General features: G+C 72.0%; 16 protein-coding genes. 7 read left to right on the top strand and 9 right to left on the bottom strand.

Translation table 11 applies throughout. From position 1 onward, the window contains the following. The first annotated feature begins 28 nt into the window (after positions 1-28). Entirely contained in the window at positions 29-778 is a 750-nt protein-coding gene (locus OO47_RS06905) for a phosphatase PAP2 family protein (protein ID WP_078489514.1), read from the top strand. On the opposite strand, the gene OO47_RS06910 is transcribed toward OO47_RS06905, so the two are convergent. From OO47_RS06910 to OO47_RS06945, 8 genes are all read right to left on the bottom strand, one after another. Then, complete coding sequence (locus OO47_RS06910; RefSeq protein WP_407696286.1) at positions 729-2,597, bottom strand: chitinase; 1,869 nt, start codon at positions 2,595-2,597, stop codon at positions 729-731. The genes OO47_RS06905 and OO47_RS06910 overlap by 50 nt on opposite strands. A gap of 50 nt (positions 2,598-2,647) precedes the next feature. Then, positions 2,648-3,127, bottom strand: coding sequence for a bifunctional DNA primase/polymerase (locus OO47_RS06915; protein WP_030217856.1), 480 nt, complete (start codon positions 3,125-3,127; stop codon positions 2,648-2,650). A gap of 123 nt (positions 3,128-3,250) precedes the next feature. Then, positions 3,251-4,669, bottom strand: a complete 1,419-nt coding sequence (locus OO47_RS06920) for an NAD(P)/FAD-dependent oxidoreductase (protein ID WP_030217858.1) — start codon at positions 4,667-4,669, stop codon at positions 3,251-3,253. Between the two features lie 36 nt (positions 4,670-4,705). Beyond that, a complete protein-coding gene (locus tag OO47_RS06925) occupies positions 4,706-5,503 on the bottom strand; it encodes an ABC transporter permease (protein ID WP_030217863.1) in 798 nt (265 codons plus the stop codon). After that, the gene (locus OO47_RS06930) at positions 5,503-6,435 is read right to left on the bottom strand and encodes an ABC transporter permease (protein ID WP_030217865.1); all 933 of its coding nucleotides are present in this window, start codon (positions 6,433-6,435) and stop codon (positions 5,503-5,505) included. Before OO47_RS06930 ends, OO47_RS06925 begins: the two co-directional genes overlap by 1 nt. Continuing rightward, a complete protein-coding gene (locus OO47_RS06935; RefSeq protein ID WP_030217868.1) occupies positions 6,432-7,601 on the bottom strand; it encodes an ABC transporter ATP-binding protein in 1,170 nt (389 codons plus the stop codon). The genes OO47_RS06930 and OO47_RS06935 overlap by 4 nt, the downstream gene beginning before the upstream one ends. A 44-nt stretch (positions 7,602-7,645) precedes the next feature. Then, the gene (locus OO47_RS06940) at positions 7,646-8,893 is read right to left on the bottom strand and encodes an ABC transporter substrate-binding protein (protein ID WP_030217870.1); all 1,248 of its coding nucleotides are present in this window, start codon (positions 8,891-8,893) and stop codon (positions 7,646-7,648) included. Between the two features lie 49 nt (positions 8,894-8,942). Continuing rightward, the gene (locus tag OO47_RS06945; RefSeq protein WP_030217873.1) at positions 8,943-10,457 is read right to left on the bottom strand and encodes a gamma-aminobutyraldehyde dehydrogenase; all 1,515 of its coding nucleotides are present in this window, start codon (positions 10,455-10,457) and stop codon (positions 8,943-8,945) included. A gap of 175 nt (positions 10,458-10,632) precedes the next feature. On the opposite strand from OO47_RS06945, the gene OO47_RS06950 reads away from it, so the two are divergent. After that, positions 10,633-11,181: an NADAR family protein gene (locus OO47_RS06950; RefSeq protein ID WP_033208318.1), complete on the top strand. Its 549-nt coding sequence runs from the start codon at positions 10,633-10,635 to the stop codon at positions 11,179-11,181. A gap of 166 nt (positions 11,182-11,347) precedes the next feature. Here the strand turns inward: OO47_RS06950 and OO47_RS06955 are convergent, their stop codons facing one another. Then, positions 11,348-12,025 carry a DUF4190 domain-containing protein gene (locus tag OO47_RS06955; RefSeq protein WP_030217879.1) on the bottom strand — a complete coding sequence of 226 codons (678 nt, stop codon included), beginning with the start codon at positions 12,023-12,025 and terminating at the stop codon, positions 11,348-11,350. Between the two features lie 75 nt (positions 12,026-12,100). On the opposite strand from OO47_RS06955, the gene OO47_RS06960 reads away from it, so the two are divergent. From OO47_RS06960 to OO47_RS06980, 5 genes are all read left to right on the top strand, one after another. Continuing rightward, positions 12,101-13,132, top strand: a complete 1,032-nt coding sequence (locus OO47_RS06960) for an adenosine deaminase (RefSeq protein ID WP_030217882.1) — start codon at positions 12,101-12,103, stop codon at positions 13,130-13,132. 68 nt (positions 13,133-13,200) lie between these two features. Next, entirely contained in the window at positions 13,201-13,887 is a 687-nt protein-coding gene (locus OO47_RS06965; protein WP_030217885.1) for a glycerophosphodiester phosphodiesterase, read from the top strand. Between the two features lies 1 nt (position 13,888). Then, complete coding sequence (locus tag OO47_RS06970) at positions 13,889-14,710, top strand: SAM-dependent methyltransferase (protein WP_167345347.1); 822 nt, start codon at positions 13,889-13,891, stop codon at positions 14,708-14,710. Further along, positions 14,710-15,882: a sensor histidine kinase gene (locus OO47_RS06975; protein WP_030217893.1), complete on the top strand. Its 1,173-nt coding sequence runs from the start codon at positions 14,710-14,712 to the stop codon at positions 15,880-15,882. The genes OO47_RS06970 and OO47_RS06975 overlap by 1 nt, the downstream gene beginning before the upstream one ends. Then, positions 15,879-16,544: a response regulator transcription factor gene (locus OO47_RS06980; RefSeq protein ID WP_030217896.1), complete on the top strand. Its 666-nt coding sequence runs from the start codon at positions 15,879-15,881 to the stop codon at positions 16,542-16,544. Before OO47_RS06975 ends, OO47_RS06980 begins: the two co-directional genes overlap by 4 nt. Positions 16,545-16,633 lie beyond the last annotated feature (89 nt).

A 16,633-nucleotide genomic window follows, 5' to 3' on the forward strand; every position in this document is an offset into this window, starting at 1 on the left:
CCCTTTCCCTGACGTACGGTTCCCACGGATGAGAGAAACACCCCGGGCGGAGCCTCCCCAGCCCCGTCCGCACCGTGCCTCCGCGCACGCCGCCGGCGCCTCGTGCCCCGGCACTCCTCACCGATCGGACGGCCGCACGCCCCATACCCCCCGGGGCGCGCGGCGGACCGGTCCTCCCGGCCGTCCTGGAACCACCCCCCCTGTTCCAGGGCGGCCGGCTCTCCTCTCGGCGCTCGTCGCCCTCGCCGTCGTGACCTGGCAGGTACTCGTCCACGGCCCCTTGGCCAGGCTCGACGAGCGGGTGTCCCGGGCCCTGGTGGACACGGTCCCCCGGCCCCTGAGCGAACTCGCCTCCGACCTCGGCAACCTGCCCGTCGCCCTCCCCGTGCTCGGCTGCGCCATGGCGTACGCGGTGTGGCGCGGGCGGTGGCGGGCCGCCCTGTGCGCGGGCCTCGCCATGGCCGCCGTACCGCTCCTCGTGGTTCCGATGAAGCTGTGGACCGCGCGGCCCGGACCCCTGGAGCCGTGGGCGCACGGCTACTACCCGTCGGGCCACACGGCCACCGCGCTGGTGGCCTACTTCGGCGCGGCCTTCCTCGTCTCGAACCGGCTGGTCCCCGTCGCCGCCGTGCTGACGGCGGTGACGGGGACCGGGCTGGTGCTGCGGGGCTACCACTGGCCGCTGGACGTGGTGGCCAGTCTCTGTCTGGGGCTGTGGATCCTGGCCGTCAGCTCCAGTTGTACGCGTCGAAGTTCTTCGAGAACTCCCACTGGTTGAAGCGGTCCCAGTTGATGGACCAGGTCATCAGGCCGCGCAGGGCGGGCCAGGTGCCGTGGGTCTGGTACGAGCCGCAGTCGACCTTCTTCGTGAGGCAGTTCAGGGCCTTGTTGACCTCGGCCGGGCTGGTGTGGCCGTTGCCCGCCTGGGTGGAGGCCGGGAGGCCGATGGCGACCTGGTCGGCGCGGAGGGCCGGGAAGAAGCGGTCGGCGTTGCCCGCCACCGGGAAGCCGGTGAGGAGCATGTCGGTCATCGCGATGTGGAAGTCCGCGCCGCCCATCGAGTGGTACTGGTTGTCCAGGCCCATGATCGGGCCCGAGTTGTAGTCCTGGACGTGCAGCAGGGTGAGGTCGTCGCGCAGGGCGTGGATGACCGGCAGGTAGGCGCCGGCGCGCGGGTCCTGGCCGCCCCAGGGGCCGGAGCCGTAGAACTGGTAGCCGAGCTGGACGAAGAAGGTCTCCGGGGCCATGGTGAGGACGAACTTCGCGCCGTACTTGGCCTTGAGGGTCTTGACCGCCTGGATCAGGTTGACGACGACCGGGCTGGTCGGGTTCCGGAAGTCGGTGTCGCCGGTCTGGAGCGAGAGGGAGTGGCCCTCGAAGTCGATGTCCAGGCCGTCGAGCCCGTACTCGTCGATGATCTTCGAGACGGAGGTGACGAAGGCGTCGCGGGCGGCCGCGGTGGAGAGCTGGACCTGGCCGTTCTGGCCGCCGATGGAGATGAGGACCTTCTTGCCGGCGGCCTGCTTGGCCTTGATCGCCGCCTTGAACTCCGCCTCCGACTCGACGTTGGGGCACTCGGTGGCCGGGCAGAGCTTGAAGCGGATGTCGCCCGAGGTCACCGAGGTCGGCTCGCCGAAGGCCAGGTTGATGACGTCCCAGGAGTCGGGGACGTCGGCCATGCGGGTGTAGCCGGAGCCGTTGGCGAAGCTGGCGTGGAGGTAGCCGACGAGGGCGTGCGCGGGCAGGCCCTGGTTGCCGCCGTCCCCGCCGCCGCCGCTGGTCGTGGTCGCGGTGACGGCGGCGGACTTCGGGGACTCGCCCGCCGCGTTCGCGGCGCTGACCTGGAAGGTGTACGCGGTGGAGGGCGTGAGACCGGTCGCGGTGGCCGAGGTGCCGGTCACCGTCTGGATCTTCGTGGTGCCCCGGTAGACGTGGTACGAGGTGGCGCCGGAGACCGCGCTCCAGGTCAGCGGCACGGTGGTGGAGGTCGGGGAGCCGGCCGCGAGCCCGGTGGGGGCGGTGGGGAGCTGGACCGGGTCGCCGCCGGGGCCGTACAGGGAGAGGTCGTCGGCCTGGTAGGCGGGGGTGCCGTACCAGCCGTGGGTGTAGATCGTGACCGAGGTGGTCGAGGGGCCCGTGGTGAACGAGGTCGAGAGCTTCTGCCAGTCGGGGGCCGAGCCCGTCCAGGTGGAGACGTCGGTGGTGCCGGTGCCGGTGGCGCCCAGGTAGACGTAGCTGCCGCGCACCCAGCCGCTCAGCGCATACGTGGAGTTCGGCTTCACGGTGACGGTCTGGGAGCAGCGGGCGTTGTCGCTGCCGGCCGGAGTGGCCCGGAGTGCCTTCGTGCCGCCGTGCACGGGCGACGTGACGACGGCGCCGCTGCCCGCCGTACAGGTCCAGCCGTCGAGTCCGGCCTCGAAGCCGCCGTTGCGGGCGAGTTCGGCGTCGGCGGCCTGGGCGCCGGGGGTGAGCGCGAGGAGTCCACCGGCGGCGAGGGCGCCGGCCAGGATCAGGGTGAGGGGTCTGGAGCGGGCCACGACTGCCTCCGGGAGGGGGAGAGGGGAGGTGGGGGAATCGAAGGGAGCGCGCCACAGCATGGTCCAGACCAATCGAGTGGTCAAGACCTCTGTACGGACGACCTCTTCGCTCAGTCCCCGTCCACCACCCCCTCCCCCCGGGCCAGTCGGCCCGCCGCCTCGTGCATCGCCAGCTCCAGGAGCGGGGCGTCGGTGAGGGTCCCCGAGCCGTCCGGGACCACCAGCCAGCGCACCGCGCCGTTCGCCCGGCCCGGGTACGGGACGACGATCCAGGTCCCGGAGCCCGCGCTGCGGATGCCGGTGCCGAGCCAGCGGGCGGCGGTGCCCGGCGGGACGAAGAAGCCCATCCGGGCGTCGCCGAAGTCGGTCAGGACCGGGCCCGGCCGGCCCACCAGGCGGGTCAGCACGTCGAGCGTGGGATAGCCGAGCCCGGCCGGCAGGATCAGCACGTCCCACCGCACGCCGGCGGGCAGCAGCGCGACCCCGTGCGGGCTGCGCTCCCACTCCCACCGGCAGGCGTCGGGATCGGGCGCGGCCGAGAGCAGCCACTCCACCGCGCTCCTGGCGCCCGTGGTCCCCGTACCAGTCATCGCGACGTCCTCCTTCCGTGTGGACACGGTGTCCACACGGAGAGAGCGGGGAGGGCGGCTCCTCTTACGCGACTTCGCCCACTCGTCGGTTGTGACGTGCGTCACTCGGCCGGTCGTGACCGCTCAGCTGTCGAAGCCCAGGCCCAGGCGGTCCATCGCCTTCAGCCACAGGTTCCGCCGGCCGCCGTTCTCGTCGGCGCGGGCGAGTGACCACTTGGTGAGGCCGATGCCGGCCCAGGCGACCGGCTCGGGCGGGAACGGCAGCGGCTTGGAGCGGACCATCTCCAGCTCGGTGCGCTCGGTGCGCTCCCCCGCGAGCAGGTCGAGCATCACGTCGGCGCCGAAGCGGGTGGCGCCGACGCCGAGGCCGGTGAACCCGGCCGCGTACGCCACCTTGCCCTTGTGGGCCGTGCCGAAGAAGGCCGAGAAGCGGGAGCAGGTGTCGATCGCGCCGCCCCAGGCGTGGCTGAAGCGGAGCCCTTCGAGCTGCGGGAAGCAGTGGAAGAAGTGCTCGGCCAGCTTGAGGTACGTCTCGGGGCGGTGGTCCCTCTCGGCGCTGACCTTGCCGCCGAAGGGGTAGATCGCGTCGTAGCCGCCCCACAGGATCCTGTTGTCGGCGGTGATCCGGAAGTAGTGGAACTGGTTGGCGGAGTCGCCGAGCCCCTGCCGGTTCCTCCAGCCGATCGAGGCGAGCTGTTCGGCGCCGAGCGGTTCGGTGGTCAGGGCGTAGTCGTAGACCGGGACCGTGTAGGCCCTGACCCGCTTGACCAGGGACGGGAAGACGTTGGTGCCGAGCGCGACCCGGCGGGCGAGGACCTTGCCGTACGGGGTGCGCACGCCCATGCCGGCGCCGACGGAGACCAGGTCCAGGCCGGGGGTGTTCTCGTGGATCCGGACGCCCAGGCCCAGGCAGGCCCGCTTGAGGCCCCAGGCCAGCTTGGCGGGGTTCAGCATGGCGACCCCCCGGCGGTCCCACAGGCCGCCGAGGAAGGTCGGCGAGTCGACCTCGGCGCGCACCGCGTCCCGGTCGAGGACGTCGACGCCGTCGGCGAGGCCGAGCCGTTCGAGCTCCGCGTGCACCTCGTGCAGCTCCTCGACCTGGTACGGCTCGGTGGCCACGTCGATCTCGCCGGTGCGCTCGAAGTCGCAGTCCAGGGAGTAGCGGGCGACGGCCGCCTCGATGGCGTCGAGGTTCCGCTCGCCCAGCTCCTCCAGCTTCGGCAGCTCGCCCGGCCAGCGGGCGAGCCCGTTGCCGAAACCGTGGGTGAGGGAGGCGGCGCAGAAGCCGCCGTTGCGGCCCGAGGCGGCCCAGCCCACCTCGCGCCCCTCGATCAGGACGACGTCCCGGGAGGGGTCGCGCTCCTTGGCGAGGAGCGCGGTCCACAGTCCGCTGTAGCCGCCGCCGACCACGAGGAGGTCGCACTTCTCGGTGCCGGTGAGGGCGGGCAGGGCTCCGGGCTTGCCGGGGTCTTCCAGCCAGAAGGGGACGGGCTGGGCGTCGGAGAGAGATCGGGCGGCGAGACGCATGGCGACTGGGGCCATGGTTTCCAACTCCTTCGGTGCCTGGGCGGCCTTCGCTCAGGCTGTTGCTGTTTTCTTGCGCCGGTTCGTGATGATCTGTCCGGCCATGACCACCAGTACCGCGAGGACGAACATCGCGGTGCCGATGACGTTGATCTGAACGGGTGTTCCGCGCTGCGCCGAGCCCCAGACGAACATGGGGAAGGTGACCGTGGAGGGTCCCGCGTTGAAGTTGGTGATGATGAAGTCGTCGAACGAGAGCGCGAAGGCGAGCAGTCCGCCGGCGGCGATGCCGGGGGCGGCGATCGGCAGGGTGACGCGCAGGAAGGTCTGCGCGGGCCCCGCGTAGAGGTCGCGCGCGGCCTCCTCGAGACGCGGGTCCATGGACATGACCCTGGCCTTGACCGCCGTCACGACGAACGACAGGCAGAAGGTGATGTGGGCGATCAGGACCGTCCAGAAGCCCAGCTCGATCCCCATGTTGAGGAAGAGGGTGAGCAGCGAGGCGGCCATGACGACCTCGGGCATCGCCATCGGCAGGAAGATCAGCGAGTTGATCGAGCCGCGCGCCCGGAAGCGGTAGCGGACGAGCGCGAAGGCGATCGCCGTGCCGAGGGCGACGGCGCCGAGGGTGGCCCAGGCGGCGAGCCGGAGCGAGAGCGACAGCGACTGGCACATGTCGGCGACGCCGCAGGGGTCCTTCCAGGCGTCCAGGGAGAACTGCTGCCAGGAGTAGTTGAAGCGCCCGTTCGGCTTGTTGAACGAGAACGCCATCACGACGAGGTTCGGCAGGATCATGTACGCGAGCGTCAGCAGGCCCGCGACGACGACGAGGTTCTTGCGGATCCAGCGCATCAGACGAGGTCCTCCGTTCCGGCGCGGCGGATGTAGACGGTGACCATGACCAGGACGATCGCCATGAGGATGAAGGAGAGCGCGGCGGCCGTCGGGTAGTCGAGGACCCGCAGGAACTGCGACTGGATGACGTTGCCGACCATCTTGGTGTCGGTCGAGCCGAGCAGTTCGGAGTTGACGTAGTCGCCGCTCGCCGGGATGAAGGTGAGCAGGGTGCCGGAGACGACGCCGGGCATCGACAGCGGGAAGGTCACCTTGCGGAAGGTGGTGGCCGGGGAGGCGTACAGGTCCTGCGCGGCCTCGTGCAGGCGCCCGTCGATCCGCTCCAGGGAGGTGTAGAGGGGCAGGATCATGAAGGGCAGGAAGTTGTACGTCAGGCCGCAGACGACCGCCATCGGGGTGGCGAGCACGCGGTCGCCCTCGGTCCAGCCGAGCCAGCTCGTCACGTCGAGGACGTGCAGCGCGTTCAGCGCGTCGACCACGAGGCTGTCGTCCGCCAGGATCGTCTTCCACGCCAGGGTCCGGATGAGGAAGCTGGTGAAGAAGGGGGCGATGACCAGGACGAGGAGCAGGTTGCGCCAGCGGCCGGCCCGGAAGGCGATCAGGTACGCGAGCGGGTAGCCGAGCAGCAGGCAGAGGACGGTCGCGGTCCCGGCGTAGAGCAGGGAGCGGACGAACTGGGGCCAGTACTCCTGGAGGGCCTCCCAGTAGGTCGGGAAGTGCCAGGTGACCTCGAAGCCGGCTTCGAGGGAGCCGGTCTGGACCGAGGTGGAGGCCTGGTAGACCAGCGGCAGCGCGAAGAAGACGAGCAGCCAGACGATGCCGGGGAGCAGCAGCCAGTAGGGGACGAGCCGCTTGCGGGTGGCGGGCTTGCGCAGAACCGGTTCCTCGACCGGTTCCGGCGCCTCTTTCGTGAGGACGGGGGCGCTCATCCGGCGTCCTCCACGCTCTCCACGCCCGCGTCGATGTCCTGATCGGCGTCGAGTCCGAAGGTGTGGGCCGGGTTCCAGTGCAGGACCACCTCGGCGCCCGGGACGAGCCGCGCGTCCCGCTCGATGTTCTGCTCGTACACCTGGAGTTCGGCCCCGGCGGGCGAGTTCACCACGTACTGGGTGGAGACGCCGATGAAGGAGGAGTCGGCGATCCGGCCGGTGACGCGGTTGCGGCCGTCGGCTATCGCGCCGGCGTCGTCCGCGTGCGTGAGGGAGATCTTCTCGGGGCGGACGCCCACGAGCAGCCGGCCGCCCGCGCGGACGGCGGGGGTACAGCGGTCGCCGGGGACCCGGAGCTTGCCGCCGCCCGCCGTGACCAGCACGTCGGAACCCGCCTCCAGGACCTCGGCCTCGATGAGGTTGGAGGTGCCGAGGAAGTTGGCGACGAAGGTGGTCCGCGGGTTCTCGTACAGGTCGGCGGGGGCGCCGAGCTGCTCGACCCGGCCGCCGTTCATCACCGCGACCTGGTCGGCCATGGTCATGGCCTCCTCCTGGTCGTGGGTGACGTGCACGAAGGTGATGCCGACCTCGGTCTGGATCCGCTTGAGCTCCAGCTGCATCTGGCGGCGCAGCTTGAGGTCGAGGGCGCCCAGCGGCTCGTCGAGGAGGAGCACCTGCGGGTGGTTGATGAGGGCGCGGGCCACGGCGACGCGCTGCTGCTGGCCGCCGGAGAGCTGGTGCGGCTTATGCCGGGCCTTGTCGCCGAGCTGGACGAGCTCCAGCATCTCGTCGACCTGCTTCTTGACCGACTTGATGCCGCGGCGGCGCAGGCCGAAGGCGATGTTCTCGGAGATGTCCATGTGCGGGAAGAGCGCGTAGGACTGGAAGACGGTGTTGACCGGCCGCTTGTAGGGCGGGAGGTCGGTGACGTCGGTGTCGCCGAGGAAGACGGTGCCGGTGCTGGGGTCCTCCAGGCCGGCGATCATGCGCAGGGTGGTGGTCTTGCCGCAGCCGGAGGCGCCGAGGAGGGCGAAGAAGGAGCCCTGCGGGACGGTCAGGTCGAGCGGGTGGACGGCGGTGAAGGAGCCGTACGCCTTGCTGATCCCGGTGAGGCGGACGTCGCCGCCGCCCGTGTTCTTTCCGGTGTGGGCAGTCTTGTCAGTCATGGGTCGTGGTCCCGGGGGAGTGAGAGGGGTGGACGAGGCCGGACTCAGGCGCCGATGAGCTTGGCGAACTTCTCCTCGTACGCCGTCTCCTCTGCGCCGGTGAGCGAGCGGAAGGCGCGCGACTTCTTCGCCATGGCCTTGTCGGGGAGGATCAGCGTGTTGTCCGCGAGCTCGGGATCGATCTTGGTGAGCTCGTCCTTCACCCCGTCGACGGGGCAGACGTAGTTGATGTACGCGGCGAGCTGGGCGGCGACGGGGAGCTCGTAGTAGTGGTCGATGAGCTTCTCGGCGTTGGTCCTGTGCCGGGACTGCGCGGGGACGAGCAGGTTGTCGGTGGAGGTGATGTAGCCGGCCGCCGGTATGGAGTAGCGGATGTCGGGGTTGTCCGCCTGGAGCTGGATGACGTCGCCGGCCCAGGCGAGACAGGCGGCCATGTCGCCCTTGTCGAGGTCGGACGTGTAGTCGTTGCCGGTGAAGCGGCGTATCTGCTTCTTGTCGACGCCCTTCTGGAGGCGTCCGATCGCCGCGTCGAAGTCGGCGTCCGTGAAGGAGCCCGGGTCCTTGCCGAGGTCGAGCAGGGTCATGCCGACGGTGTCGCGCATCTCGGTGAGGAAGCCGACCCGGCCCTTGAGGGAGGGGTCGTCCAGGAGCTGGGTGACCGAGTCGACCTTCTTCCCGCCGGTCGCCTTCACGTTGTACGCGATGACGGTGGAGATGCCGGTCCAGGGGTACGAGTGGGCGCGGCCCGGGTCCCAGTCGGGGTTGCGGAACTGGGCGGAGAGGTTGGTGTAGGCGTGGGGGAGGTTCGAGGGGTCGAGCTTCTGCACCCAGCCGAGGCGGATCATCCGGGCGGCGAGCCAGTCGGTGACGCATATGAGGTCGCGTCCGGTGTCCTGGCCGGCGGCGAGCTGCGGCTTGATCTTGCCGAAGAACTCGACGTTGTCGTTGATGTCCTCGGTGTACTTGACCTTGATCCCGGTGCGCTTCTCGAACGCCTCCAGGGTGGGGCGGGACTTCTCGTCCTCGCTGACGTCCATGTACTCGGTCCAGTTGGAGAAGGCGACCGTCTTCTCCTTGGCCGAGTCGTCCGTGGAGGCGGCGCCCTGGCCCTCCCGCTTGGCGGGCGGGATGCCGCAGGCGCTCAGGGACGCGAGGCCTCCGACGGTGAGCGCGCCGACGCCGCCCGCGCGCAGCATCGAACGGCGGCTGAGGGCGCCCCGGCCGCTCGTCATGCTGCGCCGTATCGCCGCGAGCTGGGCGGCGGACAGGCTGTCGGGCTCGTACTGCTCCATGCGCTGTGCCCTTTCGGGAGGGTTGCGTCGCCGGTCGGGCGACGGTCGGCTATCGGTCCCCGAAGATCGTGCGGTGCCAGTCCTTCGCGGCGACTGCGGTGTTGTCGTACATCACGTGCTTGACCTGCGTGTACTCCTCGAAGGAGTACACCGACATGTCCTTTCCGTAGCCCGAGGCCCGGGTTCCCCCGTGGGGCATCTCGCTGATGATCGGGATGTGGTCGTTGACCCAGACGCAGCCGGCCTTGATCTCCCGGGTGGCCCGTCCCGTCCGGTAGACGTCGCGGCTCCAGGCGGAGGCGGCGAGGCCGTAGGGGGTGTCGTTGGCGAGCTCGATGCCCTCGTCGTCGGTGTCGAAGGGCAGGGCCACCAGGACCGGGCCGAAGATCTCCGACTGCACGACCTCGCTGTCCTGCGCGGCGCCGGTGATCAGGGTCGGACGGTAGTACGCACCGTCCTCCAGGTCCCCGCCGGGTGCTTCGCCGCCGGTGACGACGGTGGCGTAGGCGCGGGCGCGGTCGACGAAGCCGGCGACCCGGTCGCGCTGGGCGTGGCTGATCAGCGGGCCGAGGTCGGTGTCCGGGGCGAAGGGGTCGCCGAGCCGTACGGACTCCATGAGTTCGGCGACGCGGGCGGTGAAGGCGTCGAAGAGGGGGCGCTGGACGTAGGCGCGCGTGGCGGCGGTGCAGTCCTGGCCGCTGTTGATGAGGGAGGCGGCGACGGCGCCGTGGGCGGCGGCCTCCAGGTCGGCGTCGTCGAAGACGACGAAGGGGGCCTTGCCGCCGAGTTCGAGGTGGAGGCGCTTGACGGTGGCGGTGGCGATCTCGGCGACCCGCCTGCCGACCGGGGTGGAGCCGGTGAAGGAGGTCATGACGACGTCGGGGTGGCCGACGAGGTGTTCGCCGACGGTCCGGCCGGCGCCGTTGACGACGTTGATCACGCCGTCGGGGATGCCGGCGTCCGTGGCGGCCTGCGCGAACATCAGGGAGGTGAGGGGGGTGAGTTCGGCGGGCTTCAGGACGATCGTGTTGCCGGCGGCGATCGCCGGGAGGATCTTCCAGGCGGCCATCTGGAGGGGGTAGTTCCAGGGGGCGATGGAGCCGACGACGCCCAGGGGCTCGCGCCGTACGTAGGAGGTGTGGTCGCCGGAGTACTCGGCGGCGGCCTGGCCCTGGAGGTGACGGGCGGCCCCGGCGAAGAAGGCGGTGTTGTCGACCGTGCCGGGCACGTCGAACTCGGCGGTGAGCTTGAGCGGCTTGCCGCACTGGAGGGACTCCACGCGGGCGAAGTCCTCGGCCCGCTCGGCGAGGAGGCCCGCGAAGCGGTGCAGGGCGTCGGAGCGCTCGCCGGGGGTGGCACGCGCCCAGCCCGGGAAGGCGGCCTTGGCGGCGGCCACGGCCTCGTCCACGTCGGCGGTGGAGGCGAGCGCGTAGGTGTACACGCTCTTCCCGGTCGCCGGGTCGATCACGTGGTGGTCCTCGCCGGACGTTCCGGGGCGGAGCCTTCCGCCGATGTACTGCGCGCCGTCCGCGAAGCGGTCCGTCACCTGGAAGCGGTTGCCCATGACGCTCTCCGTTGTCCCAGCTCGAATTGAGTGCCGATCCTGACAGAGGGACGACCACCCAACAAGTGATTCCGTTGTTGCCTTTTGGTTACGCGACGGATTCGGTCGACCATGTGTCGAGGTCGTCGGAAAATCTCCGTACGGAGTGTCCGTGGCGGATGCCAGACTCCCATGCATGAGCGCGATCGAGCAGCTGACACAGCAGGTCAGCAGGGGTGACGGGGTGAAGTGGCTGCACTTCTGGGGTCACCGTCCGCACCCGGACGGACACCTTTCGGCGAGCTGTCTGAGCCAGTGGTGGCCGTCCCCCTTCACGGTCGACGGGACGGCCTACGCGACCGCGGAGCACTGGATGATGGCCGCCAAGGCGCGGCTCTTCGGAGACGCGGACGCCGAGCGGGCCGCGCTGGCCGCCCGTACCCCCGCCGAGGCCAAGAAGGCGGGCCGGACGGTGCGGGGCTTCGAGGACGCGGTGTGGGAGCGGGAGCGGTTCGGGATCGTGGTCGAGGGCAGCGTCCACAAGTTCTCCTCGGACGAGGCCCTGCGCGCGTATCTGCTCGGCACCGGCGCCCGGGTCCTGGTGGAGGCCAGTCCGGTGGACCGGGTCTGGGGCATCGGGCTCGCCGCGACCGACCCCGGCGCCCACGACCCGGCGCGCTGGCGCGGCCTCAACCTGCTCGGCTTCGCCCTCATGGAGGCGCGGGAGCGGCTGCGGGGCGCGTGACGCCGTGCGTCACGCGTCACGCGTTACGCGTCATGCGTCACGCGTCATGCGTCACGCGTCACGCGTCACGCGTCACGCGTCATGCGTCACGCGTCATGCGGAAGGGCCCCGCACCGGATGTCCGGTGCGGGGCCCTTCCCCGTGCGCACGGCTTGCGCACGGCGCCTCAGCGGGTGGTCTCCAGGACCAGGGAGGAGGCGAACGGGTCGTCCTCGTAGCCGCCGGAGTCCTCGAAGGACGAGGGGTCCTGGGCGATCGCCCAGATGACGAAGCCGAGGAAGACCGCGCTGACCACGGTGCCGACGGCGCCGAGGACGATGCCGGCGACCGCCATCCCCCGGTTCGTCGCCTCGCCCCGGCCCGCCTTCTTCACCCCGATGATGCCGAAGATCAGGGCCAGGACGCCGAGGATCACCCCCAGGCCGTACAGGCAGAAGCCCGCGACCGCGACGATGCCGAGCACCAGCGCGGCCGTGCCCATGCCGTTGGAGGGGGACTGCTGCCAGCCGGGCTGACCGCCGTACCCCGGATATCCGGGGTAGCCGTACCCGGAGGTCGTCATGGGCGCCGGGGCGGCCGGAGCCGGGTAGCCGTAGCTCCCGACCGTGTCGGCCGGATAGCCGTACGCGCCGGGTGCCGCCGCCGGGCCGCCGGGCGCGACCGGGGGCGGCGGGACGTCGCCGGGGCCGGGCGCGATCGGCATGGACGTGACGGTCTGCTGGTCGTGGACCGGCGGGGGCGGCGGCGCCGCCGGCTTGCTCGGTTCCACCCCGTCGCGGTTCGGCGGAGCCCACGGGTCCGCCGGGTCGTAGCCGCCCGGCTGCTGGTCTCGGTTGTCGGACATGGGCCTCCCCCATCGTGGTCACGTCATGCTACGGCCTCACTCCTGCGGGGGAACCGTCCGGCCTACGATGACCCGATGACCGATCTGCACCCCTTCATCGCGGGCCTCCCCAAGGCCGAGCTGCACGTCCACCACGTGGGCTCCGCCTCGCCCCGGATCGTCGCCGAGCTCGCGGCCCGCCACCCGGACTCCAAGGTCCCCACGGACCCGGAGGCCCTGGCCGACTACTTCACGTTCACCGACTTCGCGCACTTCATCGACGTCTACCTGTCGGTCGTGGACCTGGTCCGCACCCCCGAGGACGTCCGGCTGCTGACCTTCGAGGTCGCCCGGGACATGGCCCGGCAGAACGTCCGCTACGCGGAGCTGACCATCACCCCCTACTCCTCCACCCGCCGGGGCATCGACGAGAACGCGTTCATGGACGCGATCGAGGACGCCCGCAAGGCGGCCGAGGCCGAGTTCGGCACGGTCCTGCGCTGGTGCTTCGACATCCCCGGCGAGGCCGGGCTCGAAGCCGCCGAGGAGACCGCGCGGCTGGCCACCACCGAGGGGCTGCGCCCGGAGGGCCTGGTCTCCTTCGGTCTCGGCGGCCCGGAGATCGGGGTGCCGCGCCCGCAGTTCAAGCCGTACTTCGACCGGGCCCGGGCGGCCGGTCTGCGCTCCGTGCCGCACGCGGGCGAGACGACCGGCCCGGAGACCGTCTGGGACGCGATCCGCGAGCTGGGCGCCGAGCGCATCGGGCACGGCACCAGCTCCGTGCGGGACCCGGAGCTCCTGGCGTACCTGGCCGGGCACCGGATCGCCCTGGAGGTCTGTCCGACCTCCAACATCGCCACCCGGGCCGTCGCCACCCTGGACGAGCACCCGATCCGGCAGATGGTGGACGCGGGGGTCCTGGTCACCGTCAACAGCGACGACCCGCCGATGTTCGGCACCGACCTGAACAACGAGTACGCGGTCGCCGCCCGGCTCCTCGACCTCGACGAGCGCGGTCTCGCCGCCCTCGCGAAGAACGCGGTGGAGGCCTCCTTCCTGGACGGGGCCGGCAAGGCCCGGATCGCCGCCGAGATCGACGCGTACACCGAGGCGTGGCAGGCCCGCTGACGACACGGGAGGCCGCCGGGGCCCGCGCACCGGCGACACCGGCGGTCGTCCCCGGCCACAATGGCCCCATGCGATCCGTCACTGCCGTGGGCCACCGCGGCGACCCGTACCGCTTCCGCGAGAACACGCTCCGTTCGATCTCCTCGGCGATCGAACGGGGCGCGGACGCGGTCGAGGTGGACGTCCGGCTGACGAGGGACGGAGTGCCCGTCCTCCTCCACGACGACACCCTCAAGCGCCTCTGGGGCCCGGACCGGGCGCTCTCCGCGCTCACGTACGCGCAGGTGGAGGAGGTGACGGCGGGCGGGGTGCCGACCCTGCGGGAGGCCCTGCTCGCCGTCGGGGACCACCGGCTGATGCTGGACCTGCCGGGCGGGAACGAGCACTCGGTCCGGAAGGTCGTCGGCACGGTCCGCGAGTGCGGGGCCGGGGAGCGGGTCTACTACTGCGCCGGGACCGTCGCCATGCTCCAGGTGCGGGCCGCCGACCCGGCCGCCGAGATCGCCCTGACCTGGAACTCGCTCGCCCCGCCCCGGCCGGTGCTCCTCAACGCCGTGCGCCCGCGCTGGCTCAACTACCGCTTCGGCCTGGTGGGCCGGGAGCTGGCCGAGCGGGTGCACCGGGACGGGCTGCTCCTGTCGGCCTGGACGGCGGACACGAAGCGCACGATGCGTAAGCTGATCATGAACGGGGCGGACGCGATCACCACGAACCGCGTCGACGCCCTCGCCGCCGTCCTGCGAGAGGACTCCTGAGGTGAACGACAGCGTGAACGACAGCGCGAGCGCGAACGACAGCGTCGGCGACCGCATCCGCACCGACATCGCCCACAACGCCCGCGTGTGGAACTACTGGCTGGGCGGTAAGGACAACTACCCGGTGGACCGCGCGGTCGGCGCGCAGGTCACCGGCTTCTACCCGAGCATCGGCGAAGTGGCGCGCGCGGACCGGGCGTTCCTCGGCCGGGTGGTGACCCGTCTGGCCGCCGAGGAGGGCGTCCGGCAGTTCCTGGACATCGGCACGGGCCTGCCGACCGCCGACAACACCCACGAGGTGGCCCAGCGGGCGGCCCCCGGGTCCCGGATCGTCTACGTCGACAACGACCCGATCGTCCTCACCCACGCCCGCGCGCTCCTGACGAGCGCGCCGGAAGGCGTCACCGAGTACGTGGACGCCGACGCGCACGACCCGGAGCACATCCTGGCGGCGGCCTCGGCCACCCTGGACCTGTCCCGCCCGGTCGCGGTGATGATGCTGGGCATCCTCAACTTCATCCTGGACACCGACGAGGCCCGCTCCGTCGTACGGACCCTGATGGACGCCGTCCCCTCCGGCAGCTTCCTGGTCCTCACCCACCCCACCCTGGAGCCGGAGCTCGGCGGCGAGGGCAACAGGGCCGCGATGGCGTTCTGGAACGAGAACGCCACCCCGCCGATCACCGCCCGCACCCGCGCCGAGTTCGCCTCCTTCCTGGACGGTCTCGACCTCCTCGAACCGGGCATCGTCTCCTGCTCCCGCTGGCGCTCCGAGGAGGGTGCCGTGGTGGCCCAGTTCGGCGCGGTGGGCCGCAAGCCGTAATGGGCGTACGGGGGGAGGTGCGCGGCGCCCGGGAGCGGGCGCGGACCTGGGCCGCGGACCACCCGCGGGCGGTGGACGCCGGGATCGCGCTCCTGGTCCAGGCGGCGGTGACGATGCCGTTCGTGGTGCCGCGCCCGCCCGGGTCCGAACCGGCGACCTGGCCGGCGTACGGGCTGATGACGCTGACCGTGCTGCCGCTGGTCTGGCGCAGGCGCGCGCCGCTGGGCGTGCTGCTCGCGATCCTGGCGACGAGCGCCCTGTACCGCCTCGCGGTGGAGGGGCCGGGGCAGCCGCTGCCGTACACCGGGCTCGTCGCCGTCCACACGATCGCCGCGCTCGCGCCCGCGTGGCAGCGGCTCGCCACGGTGGGGCTGCTGGTGGTCGCGGTGCCGGTGTCGGTGTGGCTCAACACCCGGTCGGCGCGCGAACTGACCTTCTCCCTCTTCGTGTTCGCCGCCGCCTACGTCTTCGGGCGGCTCACGGACGCCCGGCAGCGCGCGCAGCGGGTCGAGACCGAGCGGGCCGCCGCGCGCGAACGGGCCAGGATCGCCCGGGAGATGCACGACGTCCTGTCGCACGCAGTGAGCCTGATGGTCGTACAGGCGGAGGCGGGCCCGGTGGCGGTGCGGGCGGCGCCGGAGCGCGCCGAGGCCGCCTTCGAGGCGATCTCGGCGACGGGCCGCGACGCGATGGACCAGCTGCGGCGGATGCTGGGGGTGCTGCGCGAGGGCGACGGGGCGGCGGCCCCGCGCGGGCCGCAGCCGGACATCGCCGCGATCCCGGCGCTCGTGGAGCGGGTGCGGGCGGGCGGTCTGGACGTGGCCTACACGACGGAGGGCGGGGTGCGGGCGCTGCCCGCGGCGACCGGCGCGAGCGTCTACCGGATCGTGCAGGAGGCGCTGACGAACGTGGTCCGGCACGCGGGCGCCCGTACCGCGGGCGTACGGCTCGCCCACGCGGACGGCGTCCTGCGGGTCACGGTCACCGACGACGGGCGCGGCCCGCGGCCGGGCTCCGGCGGGCACGGCCTGACGGGCATACGGGAGCGGGCCGCCGCGCACGGCGGGACGGCGGAGACGGGCCCGGGTCCGGGCGGGAAGGGGTTCGAGGTGCGGGTCCTGCTGCCCGTGCCCGGCACGGTGACCTCGACGAGGGCGGAGGCGGAGGCATGACGGTCCGGGTGGTGGTCGCGGACGACCAGGAGCTGGTCCGCGGCGGTTTCGCGATGATCCTGGACGCGCAGCCGGACATCGAGGTGGTGGCGGAGGCCGGGGACGGGACGGAGGCCGTCGAGGCGGTCCGCCGCCACTCCCCCGACGTGGCGCTGCTCGACATCCGGATGCCCCGGACGGACGGCATCGAGGCCTGCCGGACGATCTGCGCCGAGTCCGGCTGCCGGACGGTGATGCTCACGACCTTCGACACCGACGCGTACGTGTACGAGGCGCTGCACGCGGGCGCGAGCGGCTTCCTCCTCAAGGACGTGCGGCGGGACGACCTGGTGCACGCGGTCCGGGTGGTGGCGGCGGGCGACTCGCTGCTCGCGCCGTCGGTGGCCCGGCGCCTGGTGGAGCAGTACACGGCGGGCGGTCCGCGCCGGGCGGCCCCCGATCCGCGCCTGGACGTGCTCACGGCCCGGGAGCGCGAGACGCTGCTGCTGCTCGCGCGGGGCCTGTCCAACGCGGAGATCGCGGCGGAGCTGGTCGTCAGCGACCACACGGTGAAGACCCACGTGGGCAACGTCCTCGCGAAGCTGGGCCTGCGCGACCGGATCCAGGCGGTGATCTGCGCGTACGAGACGGGGCTCGTCGCGGCGGGGACGCCCCGGCCCTGAGGGGCGCCCCGGTCGCGCGGCCCGCCGGCACTCCGCCTCCCCCGCGCGGGGGAGATGACGGCCCGCCCGCTCCCCCGTGCCGGTGAGGA

This window comes from Streptomyces bikiniensis, assembly GCF_000716625.1.
GTDB classification, from domain to species: Bacteria; Actinomycetota; Actinomycetes; order Streptomycetales; family Streptomycetaceae; genus Streptomyces; species Streptomyces bikiniensis.

What these genes read in the sequence shown, in the direction of transcription:
- OO47_RS06915 (WP_030217856.1), bottom strand. Translation starts at nt 3,127, where the DNA reads ATGACTGGTACGGGGACCACGGGCGCCAGGAGCGCGGTGGAGTGGCTG.
- OO47_RS06935 (WP_030217868.1), bottom strand. Translation starts at nt 7,601, where the DNA reads ATGACTGACAAGACTGCCCACACCGGAAAGAACACGGGCGGCGGCGAC.
- OO47_RS06930 (WP_030217865.1), bottom strand. Translation starts at nt 6,435, where the DNA reads ATGAGCGCCCCCGTCCTCACGAAAGAGGCGCCGGAACCGGTCGAGGAA.
- OO47_RS06910 (WP_407696286.1), bottom strand. Translation starts at nt 2,597, where the DNA reads ATGCTGTGGCGCGCTCCCTTCGATTCCCCCACCTCCCCTCTCCCCCTC.
- OO47_RS06965 (WP_030217885.1), top strand. Translation starts at nt 13,201, where the DNA reads ATGCGATCCGTCACTGCCGTGGGCCACCGCGGCGACCCGTACCGCTTC.
- OO47_RS06945 (WP_030217873.1), bottom strand. Translation starts at nt 10,457, where the DNA reads ATGGGCAACCGCTTCCAGGTGACGGACCGCTTCGCGGACGGCGCGCAG.
- OO47_RS06975 (WP_030217893.1), top strand. Translation starts at nt 14,710, where the DNA reads ATGGGCGTACGGGGGGAGGTGCGCGGCGCCCGGGAGCGGGCGCGGACC.
- OO47_RS06960 (WP_030217882.1), top strand. Translation starts at nt 12,101, where the DNA reads ATGACCGATCTGCACCCCTTCATCGCGGGCCTCCCCAAGGCCGAGCTG.
- OO47_RS06905 (WP_078489514.1), top strand. Translation starts at nt 29, where the DNA reads ATGAGAGAAACACCCCGGGCGGAGCCTCCCCAGCCCCGTCCGCACCGT.
- OO47_RS06940 (WP_030217870.1), bottom strand. Translation starts at nt 8,893, where the DNA reads ATGGAGCAGTACGAGCCCGACAGCCTGTCCGCCGCCCAGCTCGCGGCG.
- OO47_RS06980 (WP_030217896.1), top strand. Translation starts at nt 15,879, where the DNA reads ATGACGGTCCGGGTGGTGGTCGCGGACGACCAGGAGCTGGTCCGCGGC.
- OO47_RS06955 (WP_030217879.1), bottom strand. Translation starts at nt 12,025, where the DNA reads ATGTCCGACAACCGAGACCAGCAGCCGGGCGGCTACGACCCGGCGGAC.
- OO47_RS06950 (WP_033208318.1), top strand. Translation starts at nt 10,633, where the DNA reads ATGAGCGCGATCGAGCAGCTGACACAGCAGGTCAGCAGGGGTGACGGG.
- OO47_RS06920 (WP_030217858.1), bottom strand. Translation starts at nt 4,669, where the DNA reads ATGGCCCCAGTCGCCATGCGTCTCGCCGCCCGATCTCTCTCCGACGCC.
- OO47_RS06925 (WP_030217863.1), bottom strand. Translation starts at nt 5,503, where the DNA reads ATGCGCTGGATCCGCAAGAACCTCGTCGTCGTCGCGGGCCTGCTGACG.